Here is a 13,627-nt window from a genome sequence, read left to right on the forward strand (position 1 = left end):
TTACGGTTGCTGCCGGTCATCGGGCTCAGGCGGTCCTCTTGCTTCCTGCGCTGGTTGACGGCCTGATCCGATCGATTGCGCCGACGATGGCATCGACAAGATCGGGATGGATCTGGCGCGAGGTCAGATCGGCCCGCAGGCTTCGCAGCAGGTTGGGCTTGAGCCGCTCGGCCTCATCGAGGCGATCAGATGCCTCGTCGAACCGGCCGATCCCGCTCAGTGCTGCGGCGGCGGCGATGTGGACATAGGGCACCGTGGGCGCCTGGGTCGCAATCGCCTCGCTTAAGGCGCGCTCGTAGCGCCCCTCCGCGAAATGATAAAAGAACATGCCCATCCGGTAGCTGGCCGGCTGCAGCGGGTTCCTTTCGTAGGATTGCTCGATCAACGGGTTCGCCAACGACCATTCCATCCGCATCGCGTGTCTAAACCCGAGTTCCGCCATGATTTCAGAGTCATTCGGGTTGAGCGCGCGGGCAATCTTCAGCGTCGCGATGCTTACCAGCGGCATGCCGGAGAACCACTCGGCGATTGCCCTTGCATGGTATGCCCGGCTCGAGTTCGGGGCGAGGTAGATCGCCTTCTTCGCCAGGTCCATCGCGCGCTCCAGCGGCGTGCGACACTCCGGTCCAAGGTCATACCCGTAGCGCGCCGCGTTGGAATACATGAGCGAGAGGCAGGTAAACGCCGTCGCGAAGTGCGGGTCGGTCGCGACGGTCGCTTCCAGATCACGCCGGAGCGGCTCGAACAGGCTCGGATCGAGGCTTCGCCAGTAGTCGTGAAACTCAAGGATCTTCTGGTATCCCGCGAAATGCTGCGGCGGGTTGCCCGCCGAGTCGCGTGCCTGGCTGTCGATGACGCCGTCCCGCTCGGCAATGATGCGCGCGAGGTGGTCGGCAATCTCGGCGCCAAGGCTCAGATGCTGGGCAGGTTCCGGCGCGCCGCCGATCGGTCTCTCGACGCTGTAGGCCCAAACGAAACGGCAATCATGAACATTCTGGAGCAAGAGCTCGACGCTCAATGCCTTGCTCGAGATCGTGACCGTGCCGAACAGCTTGTAATCGACATCCAGCGCTGCCGCATGGGCTCCGCTGCGGGCTCCGTCGCCCTGTTGATCGGACGTCTCGAACCCGTAGACGAAGATCTCGTAGAACTTCGTGAGCGCGGAAATGACCTGGCGCGTGAGCTGCCGGCCGATCGTCGGATACCGGTCGAGGTCCCCATCCTGCTCGAAGTTGCACACCAGGATCCGGGGGCCGCGGCTGTGTGGCGGCAGCACGGTGCTTGCCTGCGGCGGACTCGGGTTCTTGGCACCGGGACGCTCGACGGCCTGAAACTCGGGCACGTATGTCCCCTTGGGAATCAGGATGCGCACGCCCGGCGTCTCGCCTTCCTTGAGGTAGAAGTGCTCGAGCGCCCGGCGCAACCGCGAGGCCTCGATCCGGACGATCGAGTCCTGGATGGGATCGAAGTCGTCTCCGCGCCCGAAAACCTGGGTTGCGATGCTGTAGGCCTTTATCCGGCTGGCGCGGCCCGCCAGGGTCTCTTCGACGACGTGACTCAGAAACTGCCGGTTGCGTTCCGACACCTCGAAGGATGCCGACGCCAGGATACGCCGAAGTTCCTGTCGCGCGCTTTCATCGTCGTCCGATGTCACCTTCTCAACTTCCGGATCCATCGGTTCTCACCTTGCCAGTCTTCGGCAAACTCATGGTGGCGTGCCGTCGGCAGCGCTTTGAAGTCGGGCATCAACGGAGAATCGTCACGTCCATTCCGGCTCAATCATTGATTCTCTGCACTTCGCTGATGGCGAAGATTTACTGTAAATTACCCGATCACCATGAATGTAAATGCATTTCCTTGCGATGATCAAGGCAATTGATTTGCGTCCACGGGAGCATGACCCAAGGAGGCGCGGACCACCAATGCGCACTATTGACTATGTTGTGGAGCACTTCCCGGAACGTGCGACCGACGTGAGGCAGCTTTACCTCAAGGATGAACGATTCCGTGAGGCCTGCGAGGATTACGCGGCTTCGATCGCGTCTCTCCGACGATTCGAGGCGCGGGACGACGCCGAGCTTCGCCCCGAGGTCCAGGATTATCGGAGATTGCTGCGCGAGCTCGAGGACGAACTTCACAAGTACCTCTCGTCCTGTGGCAGCGGGTAGCTCGGGTCGAGCGCACGGGCAGCGCTCGATGCCCCTTGCTAACAGTAAGCTACACAAACGCGATGGAGGCCGAAGGCGCGCGGCCCGTAGCATTCCGATGCCCAGAATTGCCCAACGAGAAGCATTACCGAGGAACGCACCGATGACGGACAAAGCCGCCACCTCAAAAGGCGCTTCCAACCGCAGAATTGACCATTTCTTTTCGCTGCCGGGCGCACGCGCCGACCGATGGCGCGCCCTTCACGCATCCGCGCGCGATTGGGCCCGCCGCGGCCGCAGCGACCGGGCGGGCGTACGCGCGCTGTTCGATGCTCTGGGTTCCTACGAGGGTTTCTTCGCCTATCCGGGTAACAAGCTTCTCTCCAGCCTCCGCGAGCGGATCGACGGCGACCAGGCCGAAGCCGCGGCGGCATTGGCGCAGCGGATTTCCGAGGCGATCCTCACGAAATCGTACAAGGCCGACGCGACGGACTGGCAATCCGCCGAGGCGGCGGCCGAGGCAACGCCCGACCTGAACACCCCCACGATGGCCCGCGGCATGGGACGGCGTCCGTATTTCGAGATGCTCGTTGTCGCACCAGGCGCATCGACCCGTGGCGACAGCATCATCGAGCAAGTGCGCCGCCTGCGCCGGCCGGAGGATGCGTTCATCTACGAGGCCGTACCGGTCAGCAGCTTCGAGGAGGCGATCTGCGCGGTCATTCTCAATCCCACGATCGCCGCGGTAACCCTCTACGAGGGGTTCTTTCACGAGGCGCAGGGCGAAGCCCCGGTTCTTCGCGACTTCCTCGCCTCGGCCGGATATGACGCGGCACATATCGCGGGCGACGACCTTCCCCTGTCACTCGCCGATGTGCTGAAACGGATCCGGCCGGAGCTTGATCTCTACATGCTCTCGGACCGCCACGTGGAACATATCGCGGGCGATCCACGCGCCGCGGGCATCCGTCGCGTCCTCTATTCGGTCGAGGAACTGCTCGAGCTACATCTTTGCGTTCTCGAGGGCATCAGTGACCGCTTCCGCACGCCGTTCTTCGACAATCTCAAGAAGTATGCGATGCGGCCCATCAGCACCTTCCACGCGCTGCCGATCGCGCGTGGCAAGTCGGTCTTCAAGTCCGACTGGATCCGCGACATGGGCGAGTTCTACGGGCTGAACATCTTCCTGGCCGAGTCCTCGGCCACGACCGGCGGGCTCGACAGCCTGCTTGAGCCCACGGGCAACATCAAGGAAGCCCAGGAGATGGCGGCCCGCGCCTTCGGCTGCGACCACGTCTTCTTCGTGACCAATGGCACCTCGACCTCGAACAAGATGGTGCACCAGGCGCTGGTGGCGCCCGGCGACATCGTGCTGCTCGACCGCAACTGCCACAAGTCGCACCACTATGGGCTGGTGCTGGCCGGCGGCCAGCCGCTCTACATCGAGGCGTTTCCGATGACGGAGTACTCGATGTACGGGGCGGTGCCGCTCGCCTCGATCAAGAAGGCGCTGCTCGACCTCAAGGCCGAGGGGCGGCTCGACCGGGCTAAGATGGTCGACCTCACGAACTGCACCTTCGACGGGCACATCTACAACACCCGCCGCGTGATGGAGGAATGCCTCGCCATCAAGCCCGACCTGATCTTCCTGTGGGACGAGGCGTGGTTCGGCTTTGCCCGCTGGTCGCCCTTCCTGCGCCCGCGGACGGCAATGGGCGCGGCCGAGGCAATCGAGAAGTGGATGGACGACCCCGCGTCGGTCGAGGCCTACGAGGCGCAGCAGAAGGAGTTGGGCAAGAACCCGTCCGCCGCCAAGCTGCTCGAGACGCGGCTCATCCCCGATCCGCGCAAGATCCGGCTGCGGGTCTACCAGACGAACTCGACCCACAAGTCGATGTCGTCGCTGCGGCAGGGTTCGATGCTGCTGGTCAAGGATATCGACTTCGCAGGCGTCGAGGCGCAGTTCCACGAGGCGGTCTTCACCCATGCCTCGACCAGCCCCAACCAGCAGCTGATCGCCAGCCTCGACGTCGCGCGCCGGCAGATGGAGCTCGAGGGCTATGGCCTCGTGGCGAATGCCATCGAGATCGCGCTCGACATCCGCAAGGAGGTGAACGCGCATCCCATCATCTCGAAATACTTCAAGGTCCTCGGTGCCGACCAGATGATCCCGGCCGAATACAGGCAAACCGGTTTCACCGACTTCCTGACGCCGGGCGTGGACTGGGAGGACCAGGTCCGCTCGATGCACGAGGACGAGTTCTGCCTCGATCCGACCCGAATGACATTGGTCTGCGGGACCGCGGGCTTCGACGGCACGCAGTTCAAGAAGATGATGGCCGACGAGTACGACATCCAGTTCAACAAGACGTCGCGCAACTCGGTCCTGCTGCAGTCCAACATCAACAACACGCGCAGCGACGTGGCCAACCTGATCCGGGTGCTGCTCGAGATCTGCAACAAGATCGAGCGGGAGCTCGCCCGTGGCGGCGAGAACGGTCGCGCGGCCTTCGCCGCGCGGGTCAAGTCGCTGATGGAGGACGTGCCCGACCTTCCGAACTTCAGCCACTTCCACGAGGCCTACCGCTGGGACGCCGGCAAGAAGACCTCCGAGGGCGACATGCGCTCGGCCTTCTACAGCGCCTATTACCCCGAGGGCTGCGAGTACCTGCCCCTCGACAGTCCCGACGTCGACCAGCGTCTCAAGAAGGGGCCCGAGATGATCTCGGCCAACTTCGTGATCCCCTATCCGCCGGGCTTCCCGATCATGGTGCCCGGACAGGTCATCACCAAGGAGACGATCGACTTCATGCGCAAGCTGGACGTCAAGGAGATCCACGGCTTCGAGCGCGCGAAGGGCCTTAAGCTGATCCGTCCGGATCACGCCAAGGACCACGTTCGCAAGTAAACGCCACGTGCTGGCCTGACTGACCTCGGGCCCGGCGAGGCGGGAAAGCAACCGCAAGTTCCCCGGGCATCCGGGAAGAAACCGACGAGAAACGGGGAAGCATCATGTGGGGTTACATCACTGAAACGCTCCAGGCCAATCCGCAGCTGGCGATCTTCCTGACGCTGGCGGTTGGTTACTGGGTCGGCGCGCTCAAATACGGCAGCTTCAGCCTGGGCGCTGTGACCGGGACGCTCCTGGCCGGGGTGATCATCGGCCAGATCGGCATCGAGATCTCGAGCCAGGTGAAGTCGATCTTCTTCATCATGTTCCTGTTCGCGGTCGGTTTTGGCGTGGGCCCGCAGTTCGTCCGCGGCATCGCCACGGATGGTGCGCCACAGGCAATTTTCGCGGCCGTCATCTCGGTGTTGTGCCTCCTCGTCGTCTACGTTGCGTGCATTGTGTCCGGCTATGGACCGGGCCTGGGCGTTGGGCTGCTTGCTGGCGCACAGACGATCTCGGCATCGATCGGACTTGGCACCGATGCCGTCAACCAGCTCGGTCTTCCGGCCGAGGAAGCGAAGGCGCAGCTCGACCTGATCCCGGTCGCCTATGCCATCACCTACCTGTTCGGCACGATCGGCACGGGCTGGATCCTGGCGTTCCTGGGTCCGAAGATGCTGGGCGTGGACATCGCCGAGGCCTGTGCACGTTACGAGCGCGAGAAGCTCGCCGGTGGAACCAAGGACGCCAACATCATGAGCGCCTGGCGGGCGCGCGATCTGCGCGCCTACCGTATCCGAGAGGGGGGCTCCGCCGCCGGCAAGACGATTGCTGCCGCAGAGGGCCTGGCCGAGGGCGAGCGGGTCTTCATCGAGCGCCTGCGTCGCGGCGACGAGATCGTGGAGCTGACGCCGGAGACGGTGCTGCAGTCCGACGACGTCGTTGCCGTGTCGGGGCGGCGCGAGATCCTGGTCTCCCTGCTCGGCACCGCGGAGGAAGTCGAGGACCGCGAGCTTCTGGACATTCCGGTCGAGGCGGTTGACGTGCTGATCACCTCGAAAGCACTCAACGACAAGGAGCTGGTCGAGGTCGCGACCATGCCCGAAACCCGGGGCGTCTATCTGAACTCAATTCGTCGCGGCGCGATGGCGGTGAACATCCCCGTCATGCCGAAGACGAAATTGAACCGCGGCGACATCCTCCGGGTCGCGGGGACCAAATCGAGCGTCGAGCGCTTTGTGTCCGCCTTCGGATATGCCGACAAGCCACAGACGGTCACCGATATGGTCCTCGTCGGCTTCGCCATCCTGATCGGCGGTCTGATCGGCGCCTACGTCCTGCCGATCGGCGGCGTGCCGATTACGCTCAGCACCTCGGGCGGCGCGCTTATCGCGGGCCTGTTCTTCGGCTGGTTCAGGACGGTGAAGCCGCAGATCGGGAACATCCCGCAGCCGACACTGTGGTTCATGAACTCGGTCGGCCTGAACGTATTCATCGCGATCGTTGGCCTCAGCTCGGGTCCGACCTTCATCGCGGGGCTCAAGGAAGCCGGTTTCGGGCTCTTCTTCTGGGGCCTGTTCGCGACGTCGGTCCCGATGCTGGCCGCGCCCTACATCGGCAAGTACATCTTCCGCTTCGACGATGCGATCAACCTCGGCTGCTGCGGCGGGGCGCGGACCTCGACGGCCTCGGTCGCCATGGTCGGCGAGCAGGCCAAAAGCGACGTGCCGATGCTGGGCTACACGGTCCCGTACGCTGTCAGCAACACGCTGCTGACCCTGTGGGGGCTCGTGATTGTTCTCATGATCACGTGATGGACGCGCCGGCGCGATCGATCGCCACGCGGTCTCCCGGTCCCGGACCGGGAGGCCGTCTTTGCAAGAGAAGCCCTGCCACGCGCCCATCCTGGCACGGACATAGCGCGAGGCGCAGCACTGCCGGCCCTGCGCCCGGAACACCCGCTTCCATCGACCATTCCAGCGCGCCACAGCAACGACCTTCCATCGGCAAGCGATCCTCGGTCCCGGACCCGTTCCCGGCGGCCCGGACGCGTATTCCGCGATCAGCCGATCACGGTGGCGCATCGTCTCGCGGCTCGCATCCACGCGGGCACGGGCATGGGGCGCTCACGACATCTCGGCGTCCACCCCGCGCCGGGCGCCGCATGGTCGGAGCGGCGCGGGGAGCGCCGTCTTGCGCAGCGGCGCAAAAACCCAGGGGAGACCTGCAATGGACTTGCTGAGATCCTTTTTCGACGCCTCCTCGATCAGCGCGCTCTTCGTATGCGTGGCGATCGGTTTCGCGATCGGGCGCATCAAGCTTGGCGGCGTCCCGATCGGCGGCATCCCGGGCACCCTGTTCGCGGCGATCCTCATCGGCCAGGTCGGGGTCGAGGTCGACAACAACATCAAGACCATGGCCTTCGCCCTGTTCATCTACTCTCTCGGCTATGTCAGCGGACCCAGCTTCGTGGCGAGCCTTGGCCGAAGCACGCTCAACCTTGTCCACCTCTCGCTGGTTTCCAGCATTCTGATATTCCTAACGATCTGGTTCCTTGCCCAGTTGTTCGGGCTCGACAAGGGAACGGCGGCCGGCCTGCTTGCCGGCGGCATCACCGAGTCGGCCGCGGTGGGCACGGCCAGCGAAGCGCTCGGCAGCCTGGGCCTCCCGGCCGAGGACGTGGCGGCGATGCAGGCGAACATCGGCGTGGCCTATGCCATCACTTACCTGTTCGGCTTCACGCTCGTCGTGTTCTTCGTCAGCGTCATCGCGCCGAAGATGATGGGTGTCGACCTCAAGGCGGAAGCCGCGGCCTACGCGACGGCGCTCGGAACCGGCGACGACGAAGCGAGCCCGACGCAGGAATCCGCGCTGCGTGGCATCGTCGCGCGCGCCTTCCAGGTCACGAACCCGGATGCAGCGGGCATCGACGTCGAGACCTTCGAGCACAAGTTCAAGGACTTCGTGACCGTCCAGCGCATTGTCCGGCGCGGCCGGCAACTGGAGGTCGCGAAGGGCCAGAAGCTCGCCATCGGCGACCGGATCGCCTTGCTGGGACGCCTGGGCGATTTGCTCAAGGCCGGCGCCTTCGTCGGGACCGAGACCACCGATACGCGCGGGCTCGACATCATCGGCGAGACCAGAACCGTCGTGCTGACCAACGAGGAATTCATCGGCGAGACGATCATGGCGGTGCGGGCGAAGATCGATCCCGATTCCCGCAGGGGCGTCCATGTGGTCAAGATTTCTCGTTCCGGACAGACCTTGAACCCGCGGCCGAAGATGGAGCTCGAGGCGGGTGATGTCGTCAGTCTCTACGGCACGCCGGACGGGCTCGACAACGTCGTGCCGCTTGTTGGCTATGCCATCGACCAGGGGATTGCCGTGGACTATGTCTATCTCGGCCTCGGCATCATCGCGGGCATCCTGATCGGGATGGTTACCGTGCCGATCGCGGGCGCGCCGGTCGCGCTTCACACCGGCGGCGGATGCCTGATCTCGGGACTTCTGTTCGGATGGCTGCGTTCGCGTCACCCGAAGTTCGGCGGTCTGCCCCCGGCGACGGCGCTGCACCTGCGAGACTTCGGACTGGCCATCTTCATCGCATGCGTCGGCCTCGGCACGGGCCCGCAGGCCTGGGCGCTGCTGAAGGAACAGGGGATCCTGCTTCCGGTGCTATCCATCGTCGGAGTGCTGTTACCGATCATCGCGTCGATGTACTACGCGCGCTTCGTTCTCAAGATGAACCCCGCCGTCGTGTGCGGCGCTCTGGCCGGATGCTTCACATGTACAGCCGGTTTGAATGCGGTCGTGCAGGCCGCCGACAACGAGACGCCCGTCCTCGGCTACACGGTGCCTTACGCCATCGCGAACGTGATCCTGACCCTGCTGGGCCCCGTGATCGTTCTCACGGTCTAGAACCCGCAGGGGCCGGCACGGATCGCGGCATGAAGTGCGAGCGCAACCGCGCGAGCAGGTGAGAGGCGCCGGACGCCGGCCCCGCGCCGCGGTTCACGCGCGGCACGTTGGCAGCCGCAGCAGTGGCAAGGTGGAAGCGCCGCGACGGAAATTCTGCGGCGAAGTCAGGAATTCGAACATGATGCGTCTGGCACGGATGATCAGGGGCAACCCTCTGCTCTGGCTTCTGGTTTTCGTTCCAGTGGTGATCTTCGGCGAGCATGCCTGGCCCGAGGCCCATACCAGGCTGTTCCTCCTGTCCGTGCTGGCGATCATTCCGCTCGCCGCGTTGCTGAGCATCGCCACCGAGTCGGTCGCGCATTACACCGGCGATGCGGTCGGTGGTCTCATCAACGCCACCCTCGGCAATCTGACGGAGCTCGTCATCATCATCACCGCGCTCCAAGTCGGGCAGTATGCCCTGGTGAAGGCGTCGATCGCAGGCGCCATCGTCACCAACTCGCTGTTCATGCTGGGCGGGGCATTCCTTCTCGGCGGCCTCACGCGCCACGTTCAGGAGTTCAATCGCGTCAGCGCGCGGCTTCAGGCGAGTCTGCTCTTCATCGCGACCGTTGCACTGCTCATGCCATCGGCGCTCGCGGCGGTGGACCGTGTCGCTGATCCGGCAGCGCTGCAAAGCCTCAGCACGATGCTCGCGATCCTGTTGATCGGCGGGTATGCGCTGGCGATGCTGTTCTCGCTCCGAACGCACAAGGAACTCTTCGTCAGCGCGGCCCATGGCGACGCCGAGGGCGAAGGCGAGGTGCTACCTCTTGCCCTGGCACTCGCCATCCTGGGCGTGGTCACGGTGCTCGTCGCGCTGGTCAGCGAGATCTTCGTCGGATCGGTCGAGGTCGCTGGTGACGCGCTCGGACTGTCACCCGCCTTCGTGGGGTTTATCGTCGTCTCGCTGGTCGGCGGGGCGGCCGAGTTCGCCGCCGCCTTCTCGGCCGCGCGCCGCGACCGGCTCGATCTCAGCGTCAGCATCGCGCTCGGCAGCGCATCGCAGATCGCCCTCTTCATTGCGCCGCTGGCCGTGCTGCTGAGCCATTTCGTAGGTCCGCAACGGATGGGGCTCGATTTCTGGCCGGGAGCGATCGTGATGATGTTGATCGCGACGCTCACCGCAGCGTTGCTCGCCAATGGCGGGCGGTCGACCTGGTTCGTAGGCATCATGGTTCTGATGGTCTACGCCATCTTTGGTCTGTCGCTCTACATACTCCCGCCGATTGGATGAAGCGCCGCGGGCCGGATCCTCGCGATCCGGCTCAAGGCCGGACCTTTCGAGAGGACCGTCAGTTCGTCGTCGCCAGTCGTTTCACCTCGGCCACCGCCACGGCGTAGCCTTTCGATCCGAGGCCGGCCATGACGGCAGTCGCCACGCCGGACACCAGCGAGTGGTGATACATCGGCTCCCGCTTGTGGATGTTCGAGATGTGATACTCGATGATCGGACCGGGAAACATCTTGAGCGCATCCATGATGGCCATCGAATAGAAGGTGAGTGCCGCCGGATTGATGATTACCCCCGCACCCTCGTCCGTCGCTTCGTGGATCCAGTCGACCAGTTCGCTCTCGGAATTGCTCTGCCGGAAGACCAGCGGCGTGTCTCCGGCTGCCTCGCGGCAGATCGCCTCAACCTCGGCCAGCGTGGTGCTGCCATAGATCTCGGGTTCGCGTGTGCCGAGGCGGTTCAGATTGGGGCCGTTGAGAACGTAGATCGGCTTGGTCATCGGATCATCCTTGGTAACCGAAGAGCCGGGGAAGCCACAGCGAGACCTCCGGCACGAGGGTAATGAGGAGCAACGCGGCCAGCAATGCCAGCAGGAACGGCATCACCTCGCGCACGATCGGGCCCAGAGGTTGGCCCGAAATCGTGGTCATCACGAAGAGCAGCAAGCCATAGGGCGGGGTGATCAGCCCCAGCATGATGTTCACCACGCAAACAATGCCGAAATGTACGAGATCGATGCCGAGAGCGTTGGCGGTCGGGATGAACACCGGCACGACCACCAGGAGGATCGTCGTGCCCTCGAGCAGGCAACCGAGAACCAGGAGGATGGCGTTCACGGTCAGCAGGAAGGTGATCGGGCTGAGGTCGTATCCGGCGAGCCATGCACTGAGGCCCGCGGGGATGTTCTCGATCGTGACGACGTAGTTGTAGACCAGCGCGCCGGCGATGAGCATGCCGATCGAGGCCGTCGTGCGCGCCGAGGAGGACAGCGACTGCCGCAGCGATGCGAAGGAGACGCTGTGATAAAGCAGGGCGGAGATCAGCAGCGCATAGAGCGCCGCGACGGCCGCCGCCTCGGTCGGCGTCGTGGCGCCGCCGTAGATGCCTCCCAGCAGGACGACCGGCATCATCAGCGCGGGCAGGGCATCGAGCGTGACCCGCGGCAGCTCGCGCAGCGGCACCGGTTCCTCGACCGGGAAATTGCGCCGCTTTGCGGTCACGACGATGATCCCTGCCTGCGCAAGGCCCATCAGCAAGCCGGGGATCACGCCCGCAAGAAAGAGGTAGCCGATGGAGGCGTCGGAGACGAGCGCGTAGATCACCACGGGGATCGAGGGCGGGATGATGGGCCCGATGACCGCCGAACTCGCGGTCAGCGCAGCGGCGAACTGCGGCGGATACTTGCCGCCTTCGGTCATCATCTTCTGCATGATCTTGCCGGTCCCCGCCGCGTCGGCAATGGCCGAGCCGGACATGCCCGCGAAGATCACCGACTGCACCACGTTGACCAGCGCAAGACCGCCGCGGAAGCGGCCCACATAGGCGTTGCAGCAGGCCAGCAGGCGCAGCGTCATGGCGCCGGAGTTCATCAGCTCGGCCGCGAGGATGAAGAGCGGAACCGCCAGCAGGATGTAGCTCGTGAAGAGCCCGTTGAGCGCCTGCTCGGCGGCGATCCCCATGTCCTGCCCCTCGAGCATCAGGTACAGGATCGACGAGCAGATCATCGCATGCCCGATCGGCAGGCCCATCAGGGCAAGGACCACGATCGAGACGACGCTCAGCGCAAAGGGGTCGAGAAGCATCAGGACCGCTCCCCGCCGTCTGCGCTCTCGTCACGCTCGCCGCGGACGGCACAAACCAGGAGCCACGCGTAGCGCACGAGTATGGCGACAGCGAAGAGAATGAAGATCGAGAACAGCCGATCATAACGGATGTCGAGATATGACGTCTCCTGGACCTTCATGAAGGTTACGAAGTCCCAGGCGGCCGGCAGCGACCAACCATAGAGAAAGAGCGCGGCGAGGCAGAACAGGATAGTCATCGCCCGGCGCGCCTTCGGCCCGACAGACCCGTAGATCATGTCGAACCGGATCTCGTCTTGCTCGCGCAGGACGAAACCCGCGCCCCACAGGACCAGCCAGAGCCACATCACGATGGAGAGCTCCGAGACCCAGCCAACCGGCAGGTTCAGCACGTACCGGAAGACCACCTGGCAGATGAATGCCGCGAACATCACTGCCAGCATGATCGAAGCGATGTCGTCAGCCCGGCGGTGCAGCCAGCGGCCCCAGCGAACGAGACGGTGTCGCATGGCGCTTCGCCCTTCTTGAAGGATCGGATGATCGGCCGTGCCCGGCAGCGGACCGGGCACGGCGCATCGCCTGTCAGAGCGCGTTGATCCGGTCGAGCATGCCCTCGGGCCAGTCCTTCGACAGTTCCGAGTTAAGGTACATCTCCTGAGCATGCTTTCGGAAGGCCTCGACATCTGGCGTGGAGATCTTCAGGCCCTGCTCCTTGAAGAAATCGCCGAGCGCCTGCTCGCGCTTCAGGTGCTGCTCGGTGCTCCAGGCGATGGCTTCGTCGGCGGCCTTGTCGAAGGCAGCGCGGTCTTCCTCGCTCATCGCCTCGTAGGCCTTCTTGGAGATCACGAGAAGGTCGTAGCCGACGAGGTGCGAGGTCAGGACGAGTTGATCCATCACTTCGTAGAACTTCATGTTCTCGACATTCGGGAAGGGGTTGTCCTGGCCGTCGATCGCGCCGGTCTGCAAGCCCGTATAGACCTCGGCATACGCCATCGGCGTCGGGTTCGCGCCGAGCGCCTTGCCGAGGAACTGCCACGCGTCGCCGCCGGGCATGCGCAGCTTTACGCCGCTCATGTCAGCGGGCGTCTCGATCTTCTTGTCGATGCGCAGTCCCACCTGCCGCGTGCCGAAATAGGTCGGGCCGAGGATATGGATGCCAAGCTGGTCCTCGGCCATCTTCTTCATCTCGGCGCCTGCATCACTCGCGAAGAACGCCTTGAGGTGATCGGCATCCCGGAACAGGTAGGCCGAGGTCAGGATCGAGAAGGCCGGGATCTGGTTGGAGATGTCCTGGGGTGCGACATTGCCCATCTCGAGGTTGCCGCGTTGGATGGCGATGATCTCGGTGCCCTGCTTGAAGAGATTGCCGCCGTAGAACAGCTCGACCTCGGCGATGTCGCTCACCGACTCGGCGAGACGCTGCATCATCTGAGCGCGGATGTCCTGCTCCGAGAACACGGCCGAGAAGCGCAGCTTCTGCTTCTCCATCGCCGTTGCGGGCATGCCCGCCAAATGCACGAATGCCCCTGCGGCGAGCAGGGTGATAGCGGCTCTGCGTACGATCTTCATGATGGTCTTCCTCCCTGGTGATGGATGC

The 13,627-nt window shown here is 64.2% G+C and carries 10 protein-coding genes; 5 read left to right on the forward strand and 5 right to left on the reverse strand.

Annotated features, from left to right (window positions below):
* Positions 1 to 25 precede the first annotated feature (25 nt).
* A complete protein-coding gene (locus H0I76_RS13055; protein WP_200610482.1) occupies positions 26 to 1,675 on the reverse strand; it encodes a hypothetical protein in 1,650 nt (549 codons plus the stop codon).
* Positions 1,676 to 1,973: 298 nt separating this feature from the next.
* Here H0I76_RS13055 and H0I76_RS13060 point away from each other — a divergent pair, with 298 nt between their 5' ends.
* The 5 genes from H0I76_RS13060 (at position 1,974) to cax (ending at position 10,231) form a co-directional block, all read left to right on the forward strand.
* Positions 1,974 to 2,168 (forward strand): hypothetical protein, encoded by a 195-nt coding sequence (locus H0I76_RS13060; RefSeq protein ID WP_200610483.1) that lies wholly within the window; start codon positions 1,974 to 1,976, stop codon positions 2,166 to 2,168.
* Between the two features lie 142 nt (positions 2,169 to 2,310).
* Positions 2,311 to 5,055, forward strand: coding sequence for an aminotransferase class I/II-fold pyridoxal phosphate-dependent enzyme (locus H0I76_RS13065; protein ID WP_200610484.1), 2,745 nt, complete (start codon positions 2,311 to 2,313; stop codon positions 5,053 to 5,055).
* A 104-nt stretch (positions 5,056 to 5,159) separates the two neighbouring features.
* Positions 5,160 to 6,851, forward strand: a complete 1,692-nt coding sequence (gene aspT / locus H0I76_RS13070) for an aspartate-alanine antiporter (RefSeq protein ID WP_200610485.1) — start codon at positions 5,160 to 5,162, stop codon at positions 6,849 to 6,851.
* Positions 6,852 to 7,266: 415 nt separating this feature from the next.
* Entirely contained in the window at positions 7,267 to 8,955 is a 1,689-nt protein-coding gene (gene aspT, locus H0I76_RS13075; protein WP_200610486.1) for an aspartate-alanine antiporter, read from the forward strand.
* A gap of 178 nt (positions 8,956 to 9,133) precedes the next feature.
* Positions 9,134 to 10,231 carry a calcium/proton exchanger gene (gene cax, locus H0I76_RS13080; protein ID WP_200610487.1) on the forward strand — a complete coding sequence of 366 codons (1,098 nt, stop codon included), beginning with the start codon at positions 9,134 to 9,136 and terminating at the stop codon, positions 10,229 to 10,231.
* A 58-nt stretch (positions 10,232 to 10,289) separates the two neighbouring features.
* Here the strand turns inward: cax and H0I76_RS13085 are convergent, their stop codons facing one another.
* The 4 genes from H0I76_RS13085 to H0I76_RS13100 all read right to left on the reverse strand — a co-directional run bounded on the left by H0I76_RS13085 (position 10,290) and on the right by H0I76_RS13100 (position 13,599).
* A complete protein-coding gene (locus tag H0I76_RS13085; protein WP_200610489.1) occupies positions 10,290 to 10,727 on the reverse strand; it encodes a type II 3-dehydroquinate dehydratase in 438 nt (145 codons plus the stop codon).
* Positions 10,728 to 10,731: 4 nt separating this feature from the next.
* Entirely contained in the window at positions 10,732 to 12,030 is a 1,299-nt protein-coding gene (locus tag H0I76_RS13090) for a TRAP transporter large permease (protein WP_200610492.1), read from the reverse strand.
* Positions 12,030 to 12,539, reverse strand: a complete 510-nt coding sequence (locus H0I76_RS13095) for a TRAP transporter small permease (RefSeq protein WP_200610495.1) — start codon at positions 12,537 to 12,539, stop codon at positions 12,030 to 12,032. The genes H0I76_RS13090 and H0I76_RS13095 overlap by 1 nt, the downstream gene beginning before the upstream one ends.
* Before the next feature lie 73 nt (positions 12,540 to 12,612).
* On the reverse strand, positions 12,613 to 13,599 hold the full coding sequence (locus H0I76_RS13100) for a sialic acid TRAP transporter substrate-binding protein SiaP (protein ID WP_200610498.1): 987 nt from the start codon (positions 13,597 to 13,599) through the stop codon (positions 12,613 to 12,615).
* Between the last annotated feature and the right edge of the window lie 28 nt (positions 13,600 to 13,627).

The sequence above is a fragment of the Thermohalobaculum xanthum genome (assembly GCF_016623495.1).
GTDB classification, from domain to species: domain Bacteria; phylum Pseudomonadota; class Alphaproteobacteria; order Rhodobacterales; family Rhodobacteraceae; genus Thermohalobaculum; species Thermohalobaculum xanthum.

Coding starts and splice junctions, on each gene's coding strand:
- H0I76_RS13055 (WP_200610482.1), bottom strand. CDS start 1,675: ATGGATCCGGAAGTTGAGAAGGTGACATCGGACGACGATGAAAGCGCG.
- H0I76_RS13065 (WP_200610484.1), top strand. CDS start 2,311: ATGACGGACAAAGCCGCCACCTCAAAAGGCGCTTCCAACCGCAGAATT.
- aspT (WP_200610485.1), top strand. CDS start 5,160: ATGTGGGGTTACATCACTGAAACGCTCCAGGCCAATCCGCAGCTGGCG.
- aspT (WP_200610486.1), top strand. CDS start 7,267: ATGGACTTGCTGAGATCCTTTTTCGACGCCTCCTCGATCAGCGCGCTC.
- cax (WP_200610487.1), top strand. CDS start 9,134: ATGATGCGTCTGGCACGGATGATCAGGGGCAACCCTCTGCTCTGGCTT.
- H0I76_RS13085 (WP_200610489.1), bottom strand. CDS start 10,727: ATGACCAAGCCGATCTACGTTCTCAACGGCCCCAATCTGAACCGCCTC.
- H0I76_RS13090 (WP_200610492.1), bottom strand. CDS start 12,030: ATGCTTCTCGACCCCTTTGCGCTGAGCGTCGTCTCGATCGTGGTCCTT.
- H0I76_RS13095 (WP_200610495.1), bottom strand. CDS start 12,539: ATGCGACACCGTCTCGTTCGCTGGGGCCGCTGGCTGCACCGCCGGGCT.
- H0I76_RS13100 (WP_200610498.1), bottom strand. CDS start 13,599: ATGAAGATCGTACGCAGAGCCGCTATCACCCTGCTCGCCGCAGGGGCA.